This window comes from Streptomyces sp. NPDC058295 (assembly GCF_042880655.1).
In the GTDB taxonomy this organism is placed as follows: Bacteria; Actinomycetota; Actinomycetes; order Streptomycetales; family Streptomycetaceae; genus Streptomyces; species Streptomyces coriariae.
In genome coordinates this window covers 57,152-74,608 of the sequence record NZ_JBHVYO010000013.1, presented here as the reverse complement: position 1 = coordinate 74,608, position 17,457 = coordinate 57,152, and the positions used below count along the sequence as shown (strand labels likewise).

The 17,457-nt window shown below is 72.2% G+C and carries 16 protein-coding genes and 1 pseudogene; 10 read left to right on the top strand and 7 right to left on the bottom strand.

The genetic code is table 11. The features are described from left to right. Window positions 1-27: 27 nt before the first annotated feature. The 6 genes from ACFVYS_RS16190 to ACFVYS_RS16165 all read left to right on the top strand — a co-directional run bounded on the left by ACFVYS_RS16190 (window position 28) and on the right by ACFVYS_RS16165 (window position 6,802). The gene (locus tag ACFVYS_RS16190) at window positions 28-885 is read left to right on the top strand and encodes a hypothetical protein (protein ID WP_389502533.1); all 858 of its coding nucleotides are present in this window, start codon (window positions 28-30) and stop codon (window positions 883-885) included. Then, window positions 882-2,186, top strand: a complete 1,305-nt coding sequence (locus ACFVYS_RS16185) for an ATP-binding protein (protein ID WP_389502531.1) — start codon at window positions 882-884, stop codon at window positions 2,184-2,186. Before ACFVYS_RS16190 ends, ACFVYS_RS16185 begins: the two co-directional genes overlap by 4 nt. A 70-nt stretch (window positions 2,187-2,256) precedes the next feature. After that, window positions 2,257-3,168 (top strand): SH3 domain-containing protein, encoded by a 912-nt coding sequence (locus ACFVYS_RS16180; protein ID WP_389502529.1) that lies wholly within the window; start codon window positions 2,257-2,259, stop codon window positions 3,166-3,168. Window positions 3,169-3,332: 164 nt separating this feature from the next. After that, window positions 3,333-4,772, top strand: a complete 1,440-nt coding sequence (locus tag ACFVYS_RS16175) for an FtsW/RodA/SpoVE family cell cycle protein (protein ID WP_389502527.1) — start codon at window positions 3,333-3,335, stop codon at window positions 4,770-4,772. Then, a complete protein-coding gene (locus ACFVYS_RS16170; protein ID WP_389502525.1) occupies window positions 4,769-6,226 on the top strand; it encodes a peptidoglycan D,D-transpeptidase FtsI family protein in 1,458 nt (485 codons plus the stop codon). Before ACFVYS_RS16175 ends, ACFVYS_RS16170 begins: the two co-directional genes overlap by 4 nt. Before the next feature lie 45 nt (window positions 6,227-6,271). Next, window positions 6,272-6,802 (top strand): DUF3291 domain-containing protein, encoded by a 531-nt coding sequence (locus ACFVYS_RS16165; protein WP_389502523.1) that lies wholly within the window; start codon window positions 6,272-6,274, stop codon window positions 6,800-6,802. Between the two features lie 22 nt (window positions 6,803-6,824). Here the strand turns inward: ACFVYS_RS16165 and ACFVYS_RS16160 are convergent, their stop codons facing one another. Next, window positions 6,825-7,151 carry a hypothetical protein gene (locus ACFVYS_RS16160; protein ID WP_389502521.1) on the bottom strand — a complete coding sequence of 109 codons (327 nt, stop codon included), beginning with the start codon at window positions 7,149-7,151 and terminating at the stop codon, window positions 6,825-6,827. Next, window positions 7,148-8,062: pseudogene (locus tag ACFVYS_RS16155) on the bottom strand (ADP-ribosylglycohydrolase family protein). Before ACFVYS_RS16155 ends, ACFVYS_RS16160 begins: the two are co-directional and overlap by 4 nt. Before the next feature lie 118 nt (window positions 8,063-8,180). Here ACFVYS_RS16155 and ACFVYS_RS16150 point away from each other — a divergent pair. From ACFVYS_RS16150 to ACFVYS_RS16135, 4 genes are all read left to right on the top strand, one after another. Beyond that, window positions 8,181-9,119, top strand: coding sequence for a diiron oxygenase (locus ACFVYS_RS16150; protein ID WP_389502519.1), 939 nt, complete (start codon window positions 8,181-8,183; stop codon window positions 9,117-9,119). Between the two features lie 46 nt (window positions 9,120-9,165). Next, complete coding sequence (locus tag ACFVYS_RS16145) at window positions 9,166-9,816, top strand: TetR/AcrR family transcriptional regulator (protein WP_389502517.1); 651 nt, start codon at window positions 9,166-9,168, stop codon at window positions 9,814-9,816. Window positions 9,817-9,830: 14 nt separating this feature from the next. Continuing rightward, window positions 9,831-10,193: a hypothetical protein gene (locus ACFVYS_RS16140; RefSeq protein ID WP_389502515.1), complete on the top strand. Its 363-nt coding sequence runs from the start codon at window positions 9,831-9,833 to the stop codon at window positions 10,191-10,193. 103 nt (window positions 10,194-10,296) lie between these two features. Further along, on the top strand, window positions 10,297-11,589 hold the full coding sequence (locus ACFVYS_RS16135) for an NlpC/P60 family protein (RefSeq protein ID WP_389502513.1): 1,293 nt from the start codon (window positions 10,297-10,299) through the stop codon (window positions 11,587-11,589). On the opposite strand, the gene ACFVYS_RS16130 is transcribed toward ACFVYS_RS16135, so the two are convergent. The 5 genes from ACFVYS_RS16130 to ACFVYS_RS16110 are packed head-to-tail and all read right to left on the bottom strand — an operon-like array spanning window position 11,562 to window position 17,208. Then, window positions 11,562-12,815, bottom strand: a complete 1,254-nt coding sequence (locus ACFVYS_RS16130) for a styrene monooxygenase/indole monooxygenase family protein (protein ID WP_389502511.1) — start codon at window positions 12,813-12,815, stop codon at window positions 11,562-11,564. The genes ACFVYS_RS16135 and ACFVYS_RS16130 overlap by 28 nt on opposite strands. A gap of 23 nt (window positions 12,816-12,838) precedes the next feature. Continuing rightward, window positions 12,839-13,483 (bottom strand): ATP/GTP-binding protein, encoded by a 645-nt coding sequence (locus ACFVYS_RS16125; RefSeq protein WP_389502509.1) that lies wholly within the window; start codon window positions 13,481-13,483, stop codon window positions 12,839-12,841. Continuing rightward, window positions 13,464-13,895 (bottom strand): DUF742 domain-containing protein, encoded by a 432-nt coding sequence (locus tag ACFVYS_RS16120; RefSeq protein ID WP_389502508.1) that lies wholly within the window; start codon window positions 13,893-13,895, stop codon window positions 13,464-13,466. Before ACFVYS_RS16120 ends, ACFVYS_RS16125 begins: the two co-directional genes overlap by 20 nt. Then, window positions 13,892-14,395, bottom strand: a complete 504-nt coding sequence (locus ACFVYS_RS16115) for a roadblock/LC7 domain-containing protein (protein WP_389502506.1) — start codon at window positions 14,393-14,395, stop codon at window positions 13,892-13,894. The genes ACFVYS_RS16120 and ACFVYS_RS16115 overlap by 4 nt, the downstream gene beginning before the upstream one ends. Further along, a complete protein-coding gene (locus tag ACFVYS_RS16110; RefSeq protein ID WP_389502504.1) occupies window positions 14,392-17,208 on the bottom strand; it encodes a nitrate- and nitrite sensing domain-containing protein in 2,817 nt (938 codons plus the stop codon). The genes ACFVYS_RS16115 and ACFVYS_RS16110 overlap by 4 nt, the downstream gene beginning before the upstream one ends. Window positions 17,209-17,457: the final 249 nt, after the last annotated feature.

Below are 17,457 nucleotides of genomic sequence, written 5' to 3'. Positions count from 1 at the left end.
TATCTCCAGAGGAGTCACAGGAGTCCCGTGCCCCGCCGTAGTCCCTCCCGCCCCTCCCGCTCCTCACGCTCCTCGCGCCTGTCCCGCCCCGCCCGGCGGGGGCTCGCCGCCGTCACCGTCGCCCTGCTGGCCTCGGTCGCCGTGGGCTGCGGTGACGCGGGTGAGCTTCAGGGCGCCGGGGCGACACCGACCGCGATCAGCCCGGACAAGCTCTGGCCGGATCTGACCCCCGCCTCCAGTCCCGCCTTCGACATCGGCGAGGTGGACACCGAGGTGGTGAAGGGCATCACGGTGCCCGGCGGCGACATCCGCAAGGTGGACCCGGTCGCGGTCGTCCGCGCGGAGATCACCACGCATCCGGGCGACTACGGCAAGGGGACCTACGACGAGACGGCCCGCCGGATGGCCGACTGCGGCGGGAGCGGGGCGGCGGGGAGCCGGTGTCCCGTGCTCAAGGCGTACTACCGGGACCTCACCGGTGACGGCCACGACGACCTGACACTGGGCTTCCGGCAGCTGCCCGGCAATCTGACGGCCGTCCGCGTGTACACCGTGCGCAAGGACAGACTCGTCCAGGTCATGGCCTACGAGGACGCCGTGAGCGGGGTCGAACTGGCCGGACGGTCGGTGATCATCCGGGCCCCGTCGGAGGTCGCGGGCTACGAGTACCGCCTCCAGTGGACCTGGGACCAGCAGCAGCGGGCGATGTTGCTCACCCACGACGAGATGCTGCGCACCGGGGGCCGGAAGTACTCGCCCCACCCCTCCGCGTCCCCGACCTCGACCCTGACCCCGACCACCTCCGCGTCCCCGTCCCCGTCCGGCTCCTCTTCCTCTTCCGCTTCCGCCCCCTCTTCCGCCTCCGCGTCGGCGAGCGGCCGATGAGGCTCGCGTTTCCCTCGTGGGCCGGCACGCTCGCCGTGAAGGCCGCCGTCTTCATCACGGTGATGTGCTGTGCGCTGGCCGCCCTGCTCGGCGTACTGGTGCATGTCTCGGTGACGCACCAGACCGTCGGACAGGCCCGTGACCTCGCGCTCTCCCGGCTGAAGGACGCGACGGCGGCGTACGAGGCCGGGGACAGCCTCGAGTGGGGCGCGAGCCTCGATCCACCCGGCCTGCCCGTGTCGCTGCGGGCGCTGGCGCTGGCCGGCGAGCGCGGCACGATGGTCGCCGACCATCAGGGGCGCGCGACGATGTGGGCGGCCGGACCCGTCGACGGTGCGCGGACCCTCGCGGTCCCCGTCGACTACTCGCAGAGCGCTCGCACCATCGAGGCCCTCGACACCGCGATCCTGTGGTCGTCGATCCTGGCCATCGGCGCGACGCTGCTGGTCGGCGCCGTAGCGGTCACCCGGGTGACCCGGCGGCTGCACACCACCGCGCAGGTGGCCAGGCGGATCACCGCCGGCGACCTGGACGCGCGCGTGGACGACCCCCGCACGAAGGAACCGGGCCGGCCGCAGGACGAGGTGGGCGCCGTCGCCGTAGCGCTGGACACCATGGCGTCCTCGCTCCAGGGCAAGCTGCTCAGCGAACAACGGTTCACCGCCGACGTGGCGCACGAGCTGCGCACGCCGCTGACCGGGCTGCACGCGGCGGCGGAGCTGCTGCCGCCGGGGCGGCCGACGGAACTGGTCCGCGACCGGGTCTCGGCACTGCGCACGCTCACGGAGGACCTGCTGGAGATCTCCCGCCTGGACACCGGGCGGGAGCGGCTGGAGCTGGACGCCGAGGAACTGGGCGCGCTGGCGGTCCGCGTGGTGCGGACGGCGGAGGCTTCGGACACCTCCGTGGCCTCGGCGACCGGCACCGAGGTGACGGTCGTCCGGGACACGCGCGTGGAGACCGACCGACGGCGCCTCGAGCGGGTGCTGGGCAACCTGCTCGCCAACGCGCACCGGCACGGGCGGTCGCCCGTCGTGCTGTCGGTCGACGGGCCCGTGGTCACCGTGCGGGACCATGGGGACGGCTATCCGGAGTACCTCCTGACGCACGGACCGCAGCGGTTCCGCACCGAGGGAGGGGCGAAGGGACACGGGCTCGGACTGACGATCGCGGTCGGACAGGCGGAGGTGCTGGGCGCGCGGCTGACGTTCACCAACGCACCGGACGGCGGCGCGGTGGCGACACTGACGCTCCCTCAGGCACCTCCCGCCAGGAGCGGCCTCCCCGATGGCGCAGCGTGACGGGCGACACGCGCGAACCGCTCCTAATGTGGCGATTAGTCAGCTTCACCCTCTTCATGGAGGTATCGCCATGCCCCTGCGCACCGCTCTCACCCGCCTCGCCATACTCACCGCAGCCGGCACCCTCGCCGCCACCGCGGCCGTCGCCCCGGCCATCGCCGACGACTGGGACGGCGACAGCCTCACCACCCAGGACGACGGCTCGTCCGACTGGCAGTACCAGGGTGACGGAGGCGGCCAAGGGAACCAGAACCAGGGCGGCGGAGGCGGCCAGGGCAACCAGAACCAAGGTGGGGGCCAAGGCAACCAGAACGGCCAGGGCAACCAGAACCAAGGCGGCGGCCAAGGCAACCAGAACGGCCAGGGCAACCAGAACCAAGGCGGCGGCCAAGGCAACCAGAACGGCCAAGGCAACCAGAACCAAGGCGGCGGCCAAGGCAACCAGAACGGCCAAGGCAACCAGAACCAAGGCGGCGGCCAAGGCAATCAAAACCAGGGGGGCGGCCAGGGCAACCAGAACCAGGGCGGGGGCCACGCCACCCAGAACGGCCAGGGCAACCAGAACCAAGGCGGGGGCCAAGGCAACCAGAACGGCCAAGGCAACCAGAACCAAGGCGGCGGCGGCCAAGGCAACCAGAACGGAAGCTGGCAGTCCGGTGGGGGCGACTGGCAGTCCGGCGGGGGTGACAACAGCTGGCAGTCCGGTGGAGGTGACTGGCAGTCCGGCAACGGCAACCAGAACGACTCCCGCCGCTACCGCGGACGCGTCACCGCCAGTGAACTGCTCCTGCGCAGCGCGCCCACCCGAGCCAGCCAGGTGATCCGTGTGGCCCATCGCGGCGAGATCGTCTCGATCTTCTGCAAGACCCCGGGCCAGAACGTCCAGGGCGACTCCCTCTGGTACCTCCTCACGGACGGCACCTGGGCCTGGGGCTCGGCGCGCTACATCGACACCATCGGGACGGCACCTCGCTGGTGCTGATCCGGCACTGACACGAAAGCATCCAAGACCCACAAGGGGTCATATTTGGGTAGGTTCCGGACATGACGAAAGCCGGAGTCGGACCAGGGACGGGAGCAGGGACCGAAGTAGGGGCAGGGGCAGGTGCGGGAGTCGGTGCGGGCAGCACCGGCGCCGGAACCACCGTGGCGGCGGCCGACGCGCCCGCCCCCGCGGCGCTCCTCCCCCGGCGCCGAGGCGTCGAACTCTCCCTCATCGTCCTGGCCGTGCTGCTCTCCGTGTACGGCTACTGCGCTGTCGGCCTCGCGAAGGACGGCACTGTCCCGCCCGGCGCCGCCGGTTACGGCGCCGGGCTCGGCGTGCTCGCGCTGCTGGCGCACCTCGCGGTGCGGCTGCGCGCCCCCTGCGCCGACCCGCTGCTCCTGCCCATCGCGGTCCTGCTCAACGGGATGGGCCTCGTGCTGATCTACCGGCTCGACCTGGAGACGCCCGGCGACCGGGCGGCGCCCACCCAACTGGTGTGGTCCACGCTCGGGGTGGCCCTGTTCATCATGGTCGTGGCCGCGCTGCGCGACCACCGTCTGCTCCAGAGGTACGCGTACGTCTGTGTGGTCGCCGCGCTCGCCCTCCTCGCGCTGCCGATCCTCTTCCCGGCCGTGAACGGAGCCCGTATCTGGATCCGGATCGCCGGGTTCTCCATCCAACCGGGCGAGTTCGCAAAGGTGCTCCTGGCGGTGTTCTTCGCCTCGTACCTGGCGGCCAACCGCACGGCGCTGGCGTACGCGGGCCGGAAGATCTGGCGTTTCCAGCGGCTCCAACTGCCCACCGGGCGCGTCCTCGGTCCGATCGTCACGATCTGGCTGCTGAGCGTCGGGGTGCTGGTGCTGGAGCGGGACCTCGGCACGTCGCTGCTCTTCTTCGGGCTGTTCGTCGTCATGCTCTACGTCGCCACCGGCCGCACCGGCTGGATCGCCGTCGGGCTGCTGCTCGCCTCGCTCGGCGCGGTCGCCGTCGGCCGCCTGGAGCCGCATGTGCACAGCAGGGTCGAGGACTGGCTGCACCCGTTCGCGACGATCGAGGCCGGTGAGGGCCCCAACCAGCTCGCGCAGTCGCTGTTCTCCTTCGCGGCCGGCGGGATGTCCGGCACCGGGCTCGGCCTCGGCCACTCCGTCCTCATCGGCTTCGCCGCGAAGTCGGACTTCATCCTGGCGACGGCGGGCGAGGAACTGGGCCTGGTGGGTCTTTCGGCCCTCTTCCTCCTCTACGGCCTGCTGGTGGAGCGCGGCTACCGGGCGGGCCTCTCCCTGCGCGACCCCTTCGGCCGGCTGCTGGCGACCGGCCTCGCCTCGATCGTGGCGCTCCAGGTGTTCGTGATCGCGGGCGGGGTGACCGGGCTGATCCCACTGACCGGCATGGCGATGCCGTTCCTGGCGCAGGGCGGCTCCTCGGTCGTCACCAACTGGGCGATCGTGGCGCTGCTGATCCGCGTGAGCGACTCCGCGAGGCGGCCGCGCCACGCCGCCCACGACGCGCCGCGCCAGACCCCGCACGGCACACCGCACCCCACCCCCCAAGACCCACAACACGCCCCACCCCACGACGAGGACCCACGGAGGCCCGGTTGACCCGGCACATCCGGCACGCCGCCGTCTTCTGCGCCCTGCTGCTGGTGGCGCTCCTGGTCAACGCCCTGCGCGTGCAGGTCGTCCAGTCCGGCAGGTACGACGACAACCCGGCCAACCGGCGCGACTCCATCGCCCGTTACGCCCAGCCGCGCGGCGACATCCTGGTCGACGGCGCCCCCGTGACCGGCTCCCGGGACACCGGTGAGCAGCTGCGCTACGAGCGCACGTACCGCGACGGGCCGCTGTACGCGCCGGTCACCGGCTTCGCCTCGCAGGTGTACGGGACGACGTTCCTGGAGCACACCGGGGACGACGTGCTCTCGGGGGCCGATCCGATGCTCTCGCCGTTCCCGCTGTGGAACGACGTCACGCACGGCCGGCCGCCGGGCGGCAACCTGGTGACGACCCTGAACCGCCGGGCCCAGCAGGCCGCGTACGAGGGGCTGGGCGGGCGCAAGGGCGCGGTGGCGGCGGTGGAGCCGTCGACGGGGCGGGTGCTGGCGCTGGTGTCCAGTCCCTCGTACGACCCCGCCGTGCTGTCCGGGAACGACGCCGCGGCCGAACGGGCCTGGGTGCGGCTGAACGGCGACCCGGACAAGCCGATGCTGAACCGGGCGGCGCGCCAGACGTATCCGCCGGGATCGACGTTCAAGGTGGTCACCGCGGCGGCGGCGCTGGACGCGGGGGTGATCACCGACCTCGACGCGGCCACCGACTCCCCCGCTCCCTACCGGCTGCCCGGGACGACGACGGGCCTGACCAACGAGGGCCCCGGCTGCGAGGACGCTCCGCTGCGGGACGCCTTCATGTGGTCCTGCAACACGGTGTTCGCGAAGCTCGGCGTGGACACGGGGCTGGCGCAGATGACCCGGACGGCGCAGGCGTTCGGTTTCAACGACGTGGACGTGCGGATCCCGTTCGCCGTCGCGCCGAGCACCTTCGACACCTCGCTCGACAAGGCGCAGCTGGCACTGTCCTCGATCGGCCAGTTCAACACCCGGGCGACCCCGCTGCAGATGGCGATGGTGTCGGCGGCCGTGGCCGACGGGGGGCAGGTGCGCACGCCGTACCTGGTGGAGCGGACGACACGGCGCGGCGGGGCCACGGTGGCCACGGCCGGTTCCCGCCCGTCCCGCCAGGCGATGCAGCCCTCGACGGCGCGGTTGATGCGGGAGCTGATGGTGGACGTGGTGCGGGAGGGCACCGGCACGAACGCCGCGATCCCCGGCGCGGTCGTCGGCGGCAAGACCGGTACCGCCCAGCACGGTCTCGGCAACGCCGGGATCCCGTACGCATGGTTCGTCTCCTGGGCGCGGGGCGAGCGGGACATGGAGCCGAGTGTGGCGGTCGCGGTGGTGGTCGAGGACGGGTCGGCCCGCCGCGGGGACATCACCGGGGGCGGGATGGCGGCGCCGATCGCCCGCGCGGTGATGGAGGCCGTGCTCAAGTCGTGAGACGGGGGGTACCGGGACCGCACAGGGGCGTCCTACGGTTCGCTCATGACTGACACGAGAGCTGAGAACGTCACCGACACCGCCGCTTTCGAACTCGCCCAGGTCAACATCTCCCGCCTCAAGTTCCCCTTGGACTCGCCGGAGTTGAAGGACTTCGTGGACGCTCTCGACCCGGTCAACGCCACCGCGGAGGCGGCGGAAGGCTATGTCTGGCGGCTCCAGTCCGACGGGGGCGACGCGACCGACATCCAGGTCTTCGGGGATTCCTGGCTGATCATCAACATGACGGTGTGGCGGGACATCGACGCCCTGACCACGTTCATGTACCAGGGGCAGCACCGCGAGCTGCTCTCGCGCCGCCGGGAGTGGTTCGAGCGGGTGGCGGAGGCGATGACGGCCCTGTGGTGGGTACCGGCGGGCCACCGCCCGACGGTCGCGGAGGCCGAGTCCCGCCTCCTCCATCTGCGCGCGAACGGCCCGACCCCGTACGCCTTCGGCCTGCGCACGGCCTTCCCCGCACAGGGCGCGGAGCCGATGACGTTCTCGGTACCGGAGAACCTGGGCTGCTCGGTCTAGCCGGCCGGGCCGGCCGAGGGGGCTAGGGAAGCTCGATCCGGAACGGGCCGACGGGTCCGGGCCTGTTGTGGCCGCAGTCGATCTCGTTGCCGTCGACGTCCCCGACGTAGGCGGGCAGCACCTCGGCGTACACGGTCACCGTCCCCGGCCTGTGGTCCACCTCGAACGCCTCGGAGGTCCCGGCCGCCTCGGACACCCCGTCACCCGGCCACCCGAGCGTCCAGATCACGAAGGTCTCGCCGGGTCGCATCCAGTGATCGCTGCCGTACGGCTCGAGGATGAGTTCGAGCAGCTCACTGCCGGAGTTGCGCACCCGGAGGGCGGCGATCGGCCGCACCGCGGCGGTCATCGGCGCCCCGCCTTCCCGGGCAGGGGCTCCCGCCGCTCCAGCCACGGTGCCGGGACGGCGTCGACGCCGGTGCGGGCGGCCACGATGCCGCCGGTGACGGCGCAGGTGGTGTCGACGTCGCCGAAGCCCTCGGCGGTGGTCCACAGCGCGGCGACGAGGTCGTCGGGGTGGCGGGCGGCGGACCAGACGGCGAACGGCACGGTGTCGTCGGCGCGGATGCGCTATCCGTTGCCGAGGAGGTCGGCGGCCTTCCACGGCTCGGTGGTGAAGGGGAGTTCGGCGGCGCGGGCGAGGCCGTCGCGGGTGGCGCTGTCCGGGGTCAGCGCCACCACCTCGGCGAGGCCGAGCCGTCCGGTGGCCGAGAGCGCCGCCGCCACCGCCACGGCGACCGCCCCCGCGATGCCCTCCGGGTGGGCGTGGGTGACCTCGGCGGAGCGGGTGGCCTGTTCGACGACCCGGGCGGGATCGGCGTGGAAGAAGGCGCCCAGCGGCGCCACCCGCATCGCGGCCCCGTTGCCGAGGCTGCCCTCGCCGCCGAAGAGCTCGCGGCTGAACTCGGGCCAGCGGTCGGGTTCCTGGAGCAGTCGGGGCAGCAGCTGGTGCATGCCGTGGCCGTATCCGCGGGCCTGGTCGGCGTCGTAGCCGAGCGCGAAGGCGAGGGCGAGGTCCCGCTGCCGTACCTCCCCGTGCTGGTCGAGCACCTGGATGAGGCCGAGGGCCATCGCCGTGTCGTCGGTCCAGTGCCAGTGAGGTTCCTCGGGCATCCGGCGGGCGCGGACCTCCTCGTACGCCTGCCGGGGATCCCGGAAGAGCGGGAACCAGCGCTCCCCGAACGCGTCCCCGAGGGCCAGGCCCTCCAGACTGCGGCGGGCGGCGGCGCGGCCGGCGTCGTTTCCGTGCACGGAGCTCAAGTCGGATCCCCCTACGGCTCGTAGGGACCGATTCTCGCAGACCCCCGGTCTGATCCCGGATCAATAAATGGTGCGCGAGGGATTGACGGCCTTGCTGACAAGCAGTCTCATAAGAGCCATGACGACCCTCACCGATGCCGACGCGCTGGAAGGGCTGCGGGACGCGCTGGGCCTGCTCAAGGACCGGGAGCAGGTGGCCGAGCGGCTGCTCGCGTCCTCCGCCAAGCACTCGTTCGACCCCGACAAGGAGCTGGACTGGGACGCCCCCTTCGAGGAGGGCAAGTGGTTCTGGCCGCCGGAGCTGGTGTCGCTGTACGACACGCCGATGTGGCGGCGGATGAGCGAGGAGCAGCGGATCCTGCTGTCGCAGCACGAGGCCGCCGCGCTCGCCTCGCTCGGGATCTGGTTCGAGCTCATCCTCATGCAGCTGCTCGTCCGGCACATCTACGACAAGTCGGCGACGAGCGCGCATGTGCGGTACGCGCTGACCGAGATCGAGGACGAGTGCCGGCACTCGAAGATGTTCGCCCGGCTGATCACCCGGGGCGGGACGCCCTATTACCCGGTGAGCCGCGCCCACCAGAACCTGGGCCGGCTGTTCAAGACGATCTCCACGACCCCCGGCTCCTTCACCGCGACCCTGCTCGGCGAGGAGGTCCTCGACTGGATGCAGCGGCTGACCTTCCCGGACGAGCGGGTCCAGCCGCTGGTCCGGGGCGTCACCCGGATCCACGTCGTGGAGGAGGCCCGGCACGTGCGTTACGCCCGTGAGGAGCTGCGCCGCCAGATGATGACGGCGCCGAAGTGGTCCCAGGAGTTCACCAGGGTCACGTCGGGCGAGTTCGCGCGGGTGTTCTCCGTGGCGTTCGTGAACCCGGACGTCTACACGAACGTGGGCCTGGACAAGCGGGAGGCCGTGGCACAGGTGCGGGCGAGCGGGCACCGGCGGGAGGTCATGCAGACGGGATCGAAGAAACTGACGGACTTCCTGGACGACATCGGGGTGCTGCGGGGCGTCGGGCGGCGGCTGTGGAGGTCGTCCGGACTGCTGGCCTGACCCGGTGGCGGGCGCGGGCCGGGGGTGGGCGATTACGCTGCACGTCATGACCCCCGCCGCCCCCGCCTACCGTCGCCTCAGCGTCGAGGAGCGCCGCAGCCAGCTGCTCGAGGCCGCGCTCTCGCTCTTCGCGCACCGCGTCCCCGAGGACGTCTCGCTGGACGACGTGGCGGAGGCCGCCGGGGTGTCCCGGCCGCTCGTCTACCGGTATTTCCCCGGCGGCAAGCAGCAGCTCTACGAGGCCGCCCTGCGCTCCGCCGCCGAGGAGCTGCACCACTGCTTCGACGAGCCCCGCGACGGCCCGCCCCTCCCCCGCCTCGCCCGCGCCCTCGACCGCTATCTGTCGTTCGTCGGCCGCCACGACGCCGGTTTCAGCGCCCTGCTCCAAGGCGGCAGCGTCGTCGAGACGTCCCGGACGACCGCCATCGTGGACGGCGTACGACGGGCCGCCGCCGAGCACATCTACAGCCACCTCGGGGTCCCGGATCCCGGACCGCGGCTCCGGATGACCGTACGGATGTGGATCACCGCGGTCGAGGCGGCCTCCCTCATCTGGCTCGACGAGGACAAGCAGCCGCCCGCCGACGAGCTGCGGGACTGGCTGGTGGACCAGTTCGTGGCCGTCCTCACGGTGACCGCGGCGCGGGACGCGCAGACGGCCGAACTGGTCCGGGGTGCGCTGGCGGCGGAGACCTGATCGACACTGGTGCGGTGAAGAGCCAAGACACCCCCTTCGAGGGCGGCCCCATGGACGGCCGGGTGCTGCCCGTGCTGCTGGGCCCCACCGGGCACCCGCCGAAGACGTACCGCATCCCCGTCCCCGACGCGGCCGGCGGCCCGCCCACCGTTCTGGTCTACCGGCGCGTGCCGCGCGGCCACAGCAGCAAGCTCGGACTGCCCCAGGGCTGGAAGTACGAGTTCGCCGCCGAGGGCGACCAGGGCGCGGGCAAGTGGAGCGGCGGGCTGAGCGGCCTGAAGTGGCCGTGGTCGAAACCCGGCACCGAGCCCGGCACCCAGTCCGGCGCCACGCCCGACGCCACGCCGGGCGGACGGCGGGATGACGCCGACGAGTGACCATGTTGCGCCGAACCGCGCACCTCCAGCGCGCGGGCCGCGCTCGCGCGCCTGATGCTCGCCCTACGGGATGGAGGGGCCACCCCGCAGCGGAGGTGATGGCGTGTCAGGACGACTGCTGCGTCTGGCCTGTACGGTCGCCACGGCGGCGCTCGCCGCACAGGCCGTCCTGGGCCCCGGGCTCGCCGTGGCGGCTCCGGAGCCCCCGGAGCCCGGCGAACGAACGGTGACGACACGGGAGTCACCGGAGCCACCCGGGACGCCGGAATCGCCGGAATCGCCGGACCCGGAGAAGCCGTCGGCGGCCGAGAAGGAGGTCGAGACGGAGGCCGGGCCGGGGGCCGAAGCGGAAACAGCGGGCCCGGACGACGAAGAGCGGACCGTCGCCGAACTGCTGACGGAGCTTCAGCGGCTGTACCAGGAGGCCGAACGGGCCACCGAGGCCTTCAACGCCACCGAGGAACAGCTGAAGCGGCGGCGGGCCGAGACCGCGCGGCTGGACGCCGCCCTGGTGAAGGCCCGGCTCTCGCTGCACCGGAGCCGGGGCGCGGCCGGACGACTGGCCCGCCAGCAGTACCAGGGCAGCACCGACATCTCCCCGTACGTACGGCTGCTGCTCGCCCGCGATCCGCAGCACGCCCTCGACCAGGGGCATCTGATCGGCCAGTTGGCGCGCGAACGGGCCGGGACGGTCGGGCGGCTGGCGAGCGGCGAGCGCCTGGCCGACGGGCTGGCCCGCAAGGCCCGCGCCGCCCTCGACGAACAGCTCACGCTCACGGAACGCCGGAAGAAGGAGCGTGACGACGTGACCCGGCGCCTCGCCGACGTCGAGGAACTCCTCGCCTCCCTCACCGCCGAGCAGCTCGCCGCCCTCGCCGAACTGGAACGGAAGAGTGTGGCGCAGGCGCAGGAGAAGCTCATGGCGTCCGGCGCGCTCGACGAGGACCGCAAGCCGTCGAAGGAGGGCGAGAAGGCCGTGCGGTACGCGGTACGGCAGATCGGGAAGCCGTACGAGTGGGGCGCCGAAGGCCCGAGGTCGTACGACTGCTCGGGCCTGACGTCCGAGGCCTGGGGGCACGCCGGGACACCGATCCCGCGGACCAGCGAGGAGCAGTGGGCGCACCTGCGGAGGATCCCGCTGACCCGGCTGCGCCCCGGCGACCTGGTGATCTACTTCCCCGAGGCCACCCACGTGGCGATGTATCTGGGCGGGGGCAAGGTGGTCCAGGCGCCGCGAACCGGCGAACAGGTCAAGATCACCGAGATCGCGGCCCAACCGGTCCTGGGAGCCGTACGCCCGGACGCGCCGCCCGGTCCCCCTCGGGCTCCCGTCAAGAGCCCCGTTCCGGCCTCTGTTCTGGCCCCCGCTCAGGCCCCCGCGACCGAGCCCAGGTAGGCCGCGGTCTTCTCGGGCTCATAGAAGAAGTTCTCGAAGTCGGACGGGTCGTTGAAGGCGTTGGCGAAACGATCAGCCACGGGGGGCAGCTGCCCGGCCGCGCCCAGCAGGTTGATGATGTGCTCCGGCGGCGGGGCCAGCATCGCGTTGGTCCACTTGGTGACGTGCTGGGCGGTGTCCCAGTACCGGTCGAAGGTGGCGCGCATCCACTCCTCGTCGAACTCCTTCTCCCCGCGCTCGAGGATCGAGGAGAGGTACGCGGCCGCGCACTTGGACGCCGAGTTGGAGCCCTGCCCGGTGATCGGGTCGTTGGCGACGACCACGTCGGCGACGCCGAGCACCAGGCCACCGCCGGGCAGGCGGCCGACGGGGTTGCGGACGGTGGGCGCGTAGCGGCCGGCCAGGGTGCCGCCGGCGTCGGTCAGTTCGACCTTGGTGGCCCGCGCGTACTCCCAGGGCGTGAACTTCTCCATGAGCTCCAGGGTCAGGGAGAGGTGCTCGGCCGGGTCCTTGACGCCGTTGAAGACGTCCAGCGGGCCGCCGGGTATGCCCTCCCAGAACAGGATGTCCGCGCGGCCGGAGGTGGTGAGCGTCGGCATGACGAACAGTTCGCCGACGCCGGGGACGAGGTTGCAGCGGACCGCGTCCAGGTCCGGGTGCTCCGGGCGCGGGCCCAGTCCGTGGACGTAGGCGACGGCGAGCGCGCGCTGCGGCTCACTGTAGGGGGAGCGCTCCGGGTCGCGGCCGAACATCTGGACGAGCTCGCCCTTGCCGGCCGAGACGAGGACCAGGTCGTAGGCGCGGGAGAAGTAGTCGAGGTCGGAGACCGCCGCGCCGTGGATCACCAGCTGGCCGCCGCGCTGGGCGAACGTCTCCATCCAGCCGGCCATCTTCACCCGCTGGTCGACGGACTGCGCGTACCCGTCGAGCCTGCCCAGCCAGTCGATCGCGCGCTGTGTCGGACCCGGGTCGTGCGAACCGGGGGCCGCCACCGAGACGCCGAGCCCGCCGATCTTCGGGGCCTGCTGCTCCCAGAAGTTCAGCTGGAGGTCGCGCTCGTGCTGGAGGGCGGTGTGGAACATGCACTGCGTCGACATGACCCGGCCGGAGCGGATCTCGTCCGCCGTCCGGTTCGACATCAGGGTGACCTCGTACCCGTGCGACTGGAGGCCGAGGGCGAGCTGGAGACCGGACTGGCCGGCTCCGACGACGAGTATCTTCCGCATGCGGGGGACTCTCCTTGAGGGCCTTACTCGGGGGTTTCGTCGAGCGCGTGGCCCACCAGGGCCAGGAGGGTCTCGATCACCGAGATCCGGCGCCGCGCATCCATGATCATGACAGGTATGTGCGAGGGGATCGTCAGCGCCTCCCGCACGTCGACGGGCTCGAACAGCTCGCTGTCGTCGAAGTGGTTGACGGCGACGACGTACGGCAGCCCGCAGCTCTCGAAGTAGTCCAGCGCGGGGAAGCAGTCCTTCAGCCGGCGGGTGTCGGCCAGCACGACCGCGCCGATCGCGCCGCGCACCAGGTCGTCCCACATGAACCAGAACCGCTGCTGACCCGGCGTACCGAACAGGTAGAGCACCAGGTCGTCGTCGAGGGTGAGCCGGCCGTAGTCCATGGCGACCGTGGTGGTGACCTTCTCCGGGGTGCCGGTGAGGTCGTCGGTGCCCTCGCTGGCCTCGGTCATCAGCGCCTCCGTCTGGAGGGGCTCGATCTCCGAGACGGTGCCCACCAGGGTGGTCTTGCCGACGCCGAAACCGCCCGCCACCACGATCTTCGTGGCGATGGGGGCACGGGTACGGTCCGTCTGCCAGGGCTGCAGGGGCTCGTCGGGCTCGGGCGCGACGAAGGGGGAGACGCCACGAGCGGCGTCAGAGACGACGGAGTCCACTCAGCACCCTTTCCAGCAGAGCGCGGTCGGGACGGCCCGTACCGTGAGCGGTACCGGTGCCGTACACACGGATCTTTCCCTGGTCCGCGAGGTCGCTGAGGAGCACCCGGACCACACCGAGCGGCATCTTCAGCAGCGCGGCGATCTCGGCCACCGTGCGCATACGGCGGCAGAGTTCGACGATGGCCCGCAGCTCCGGCATGACCGTGGACTTGAGGGACCCGTTCGTCAGTTCCTTGCGTTCTTCGGGGGCTTCGAGGGCCGCCACGAAGGTCTCCACCAGCAGGACGTGCCCGAAGCGGGTCCGGCCGCCGGTGAGCGAGTAGGGGCGCACCCGGGCCGGCTTGCGGTCACCGCCCCGCACGGGGAGCTGCTGCCGACCGCCCTGGGGCTGCTTCGGAATGGCGCTCATCGCAGGCCCCCCGTCTCCTCGGACTCCAGTGACTGCCGTAGCTCACTGCGCAGTTCCGGGGTCAGGACGTGTCCGGCGCGGCCGACGAAGAGAGCCATGTGGTAGGCCACCACGCTCATGTCGCAGTCGGCGGAGCCGTGCACGCCGAGGAGCGAGCCGTCACTGATCGACATGACGAAGAGGCTGCCCTCGTCCATGGCGACCATGGTGTGCCTGACCCCGCCGAACGCCATGAGCTTGGCGGCGCCGATGGTGAGGCTGCCGATGCCGGAGACGATGGTGGCGAGGTCGGCGGCGGAGCCGCGCGGGCCGGCGGGTTTCGCCTCGCGGGCCTCGCGGGCCTCGAGGTTGCGGCCCGGGTCCGAGGACAGCAGGAGCAGGCCGTCAGAGGAGACGACGGCGACGGACTGGATGCCGGGTACTTCCTCCACGAGGTTGGTCAACAGCCAGTGCAGGTTTCGGGCTTCACTGCTCAGTCCGAAGGTACTGGGCGCGGTCAACTGCTTGCCTCCTCGACTGTGCCCCCCGTGCTTTCTTCGGCGTGTGCGCGTGCTTCTTGAGTTGTTTTTCGAGCTGCTTCGGGGGACGGCGCAGTGTTCTGGCCCGTCCGTTCGGCGATTTCGGCTTCCACGTCGCGGTAACCGGCCTCCGCCCCCCGGCGGAATCCGCCCAGACGGCGGCGGAGGGCGTCCGCGTCGACGGAACCGGTCCGCTGGCGCGGGGCTTGGGTGGGTGCGGTGATCTTGGGGGTGCGCTTGGGGAGGCCCTTGTCCGTGACGAGCTCTTCCGGGGCGTCCGGGGTACGGGTGTGTTCCGCCTCGGCCTCGCCCGCGGCCTGTCCTTCGTCGGGTGCGGGTGGGCCCGGTGGGGTGTCCGCGCGGTCGGCGGTCGTCGGGCCGGGGGCGATGACGGCGGCGATGCCCTGCTCCCCCGTCTCGTCGGCCTCTCCCGCGTCCTCGGCCTGCGGGCCGTCCTCGCCCTGCGGGCTCGGCAGCAGCAGTTCCATCGTCGTCTCGGCCGGTGTCTCGGCCGGGAGGTGTGCCGGAGCCGGCGCGGGCGCCCCGGCCGGGGTCTCCGCCTGTCGTACCGCCCTCTCCGCGAGCGCGACCAGCGGGTCGGCGGGCTTCTTGCGGCCCGGCAGGACATTGGAGTTGGCTTCCGCGTCCGCACCGGGCAGCGAGAAGGACTGGGGGGTGGCCGCCGGGTTCGTCACCGGGATCGCGGCGGCCGGGGCCGCGGCGAGCAGCGCGGTCGGCAGGACGACGACCGCCGCCACCCCGCCCTGCTTCTGCTCGCGCAGCCGCACCCGCGCCCCGTGCCGGTGGGCGAGCCGGGCCACCACGTAGAGGCCGAGGCCGAGACCCTCCTCGCCCTCCTGGTCGTACGGCGTCTCGGGGTCGAACTCGGCGAGGCGGGCGTTGAGCCGGCTCATCCGGTCCTCGGCCATGCCGATGCCCTCGTCCTGGACGGAGAGCATGACCTCGCCGTTCTCCAGGAGCCAGCCGGAGACCTCGACGGGCAGGTCCGGCGGGGAGAACGAGGTGGCGTTCTCCAGGAGTTCGGCCAGCAGGTGGGAGAGGTCGTCCGCGGCGAATCCCGCCACGTGCGCGTGCGGCGGGAGCGCGGAGATGCGTACCCGCTCGTACCGCTCGATCTCGCTGACCGCCGCGCGGACCACGTCCACCAGCGGGATCGGGCCCGCGTGCTGCTGGACGTGTTCCGTACCGGCCAGGACCAGCAGGTTCTCGCTGTGGCGGCGCATGACCGTGGCGAAGTGGTCGAGCTTGAAGAGCGTCGCCAGTCGGTCGGGATCCTGCTCGCGCTCCTCCAGCCCCTCGATGACGGCCAGTTGGCGTTCGACGAGGCCCAGGGTGCGCAGGGCGAGGTTGACGAAGGTGCCGCCGATGCTCTCCCGAAGGCCGTCCAACTGGGCGGCGGAGTCGGCGAGTTCGGTGCGCAGTTCCTCGCGGGCGTCGGCCATCCGCTGGCGCTGCCCGACGAGGTGCTTGCGATCGGACTCCAGGGTGCCGACGCGCTCGTGGAGCGCCACGGCGTGCTCGTGCAGGGCGTTGACGGAGCGGACGACCTGGGCGAACTCGTCGTTGCGGCCGGTGAACCGGACCGGTTCCTCCGCCGCCGGGTGCTCGGCCCCCGCCAGTCGCGCCGATCCCCGGCGCAGCACGGACAGCGGGCGGGTGAGGCTGCGTGCCATGCCCGTGGCGACGATGACCGTCAGCAGCATCAGGGCCCCGAGGAGGGTGACGCGCAGCTCCAGGTCGGTGACGTCGTCGTCCCGCCACCGGGCCAGGTCCTCGGCGCGGTGGCCGTACAGCGAGGACTCGACCCCGCGCATCAGGTCGACCCGGGCGGAGAGCGCGGCGTCGAGCTTCTTGACGCTGGTGTCGAGTTCGCCGTCGCTCAGCTTCGGCTGGTCGGTGAGGGCGGCGAGATAGGCCTCTGCGGCGTCGACGTCACCGCCGGTGACCGTGGAGTCGTACGAGGCCACCGCCTCCTGCGGCGCGCCCTCCCGGAAGTCGGCGAGGGCCGCGTCGGAACGCAGCCGGGCCTGCTGCGCGGCGGCGGTGAGCGCGTCGCGCTGCTTGGTGTCGGCGTCCGAGGAGACCTTCTCGGTGACCGACCGGCCGGTGACGGGGTCGTATGCGGTCTCGGTGCTGGTCGGCACGTTCAGCGCCGCGAGCAGCAGCCCCCGGGTCGCGGAGGCCTGCTGGACGACGGTGTCGAGCTCGGCGAGGGCGTACGCGCCGGAGCCCGCGCGGGGCGGCATCTCCTCCGCGAGCCGGTCGACGAGCACATGGAGGGCGGCGATGGCCCGGGAGTACGCCTCGTGCGCCTGGAGCGCGGTGCTCTTGCCGGTGAGGGCCGACTGGCGCACGGACGGCACGGAGGCGAGGGCCTCGCGCAGCGCCGCGGAGACGTCCGTCTCGGCGGTCAGCTCGCCCGCCTGCCGGTCCACCCGGGCGCTGCCCTGGGCGGAGGGCGCCTTGGACTTCACCCGGCCGGCCGCCACGTAGGTGGTGACCTCGTCGCGCTCGTCCGCCAGGGACTGGGCGAGAGCGAGGGCGTCCTGGGTCTGTTCGGCCAGGGTGACCAGGTCCTGGGAGTCCTTCAGCTGCCCGGAGGCGGCGAGGATCGAGGGGGCGCCCGCCCCGGCGACGGCGGCGGCCACGACGGCCACCGCGACGATCAGCCGGTTGCGTACATGGGTGGGACGGCCCTTGCCGACAGGGGTGCGCTCCGCGCCCCCCTCGGAGGCCGTCTGCCTGCCTGTACGCCGAGGCCGCGTCTTCTGCACCGGTGCTCGCATTCCTGACTCGTGTGCCATGGGCCGGATGTGACGCCCCGTCAACTGACGCGCACGTCCGGTACGGTTTCCGACCCTCCCAGTGCCGGTGGGCAGGGGCCTCGCATCGCTTGCCCCGCCACCCGAAGGAGTGAACATCGGGAGAGAGTTGGCGGGCAAGTTCCTCTGGCGTGTGCAGCGGCCTTGCGCGGCAGGCCGGTTGGACGTGGGCGGCGGGCTTTGACAGTATTCGCCGCCACG

Bases quoted from the DNA above. Each gene is read 5' to 3' on its own strand.
- ACFVYS_RS16185 (WP_389502531.1), top strand. From the start codon at position 882: ATGAGGCTCGCGTTTCCCTCGTGGGCCGGCACGCTCGCCGTGAAGGCC.
- ACFVYS_RS16180 (WP_389502529.1), top strand. From the start codon at position 2,257: ATGCCCCTGCGCACCGCTCTCACCCGCCTCGCCATACTCACCGCAGCC.
- ACFVYS_RS16165 (WP_389502523.1), top strand. From the start codon at position 6,272: ATGACTGACACGAGAGCTGAGAACGTCACCGACACCGCCGCTTTCGAA.
- ACFVYS_RS16160 (WP_389502521.1), bottom strand. From the start codon at position 7,151: ATGACCGCCGCGGTGCGGCCGATCGCCGCCCTCCGGGTGCGCAACTCC.
- ACFVYS_RS16150 (WP_389502519.1), top strand. From the start codon at position 8,181: ATGACGACCCTCACCGATGCCGACGCGCTGGAAGGGCTGCGGGACGCG.
- ACFVYS_RS16145 (WP_389502517.1), top strand. From the start codon at position 9,166: ATGACCCCCGCCGCCCCCGCCTACCGTCGCCTCAGCGTCGAGGAGCGC.
- ACFVYS_RS16130 (WP_389502511.1), bottom strand. From the start codon at position 12,815: ATGCGGAAGATACTCGTCGTCGGAGCCGGCCAGTCCGGTCTCCAGCTC.
- ACFVYS_RS16120 (WP_389502508.1), bottom strand. From the start codon at position 13,895: ATGAGCGCCATTCCGAAGCAGCCCCAGGGCGGTCGGCAGCAGCTCCCC.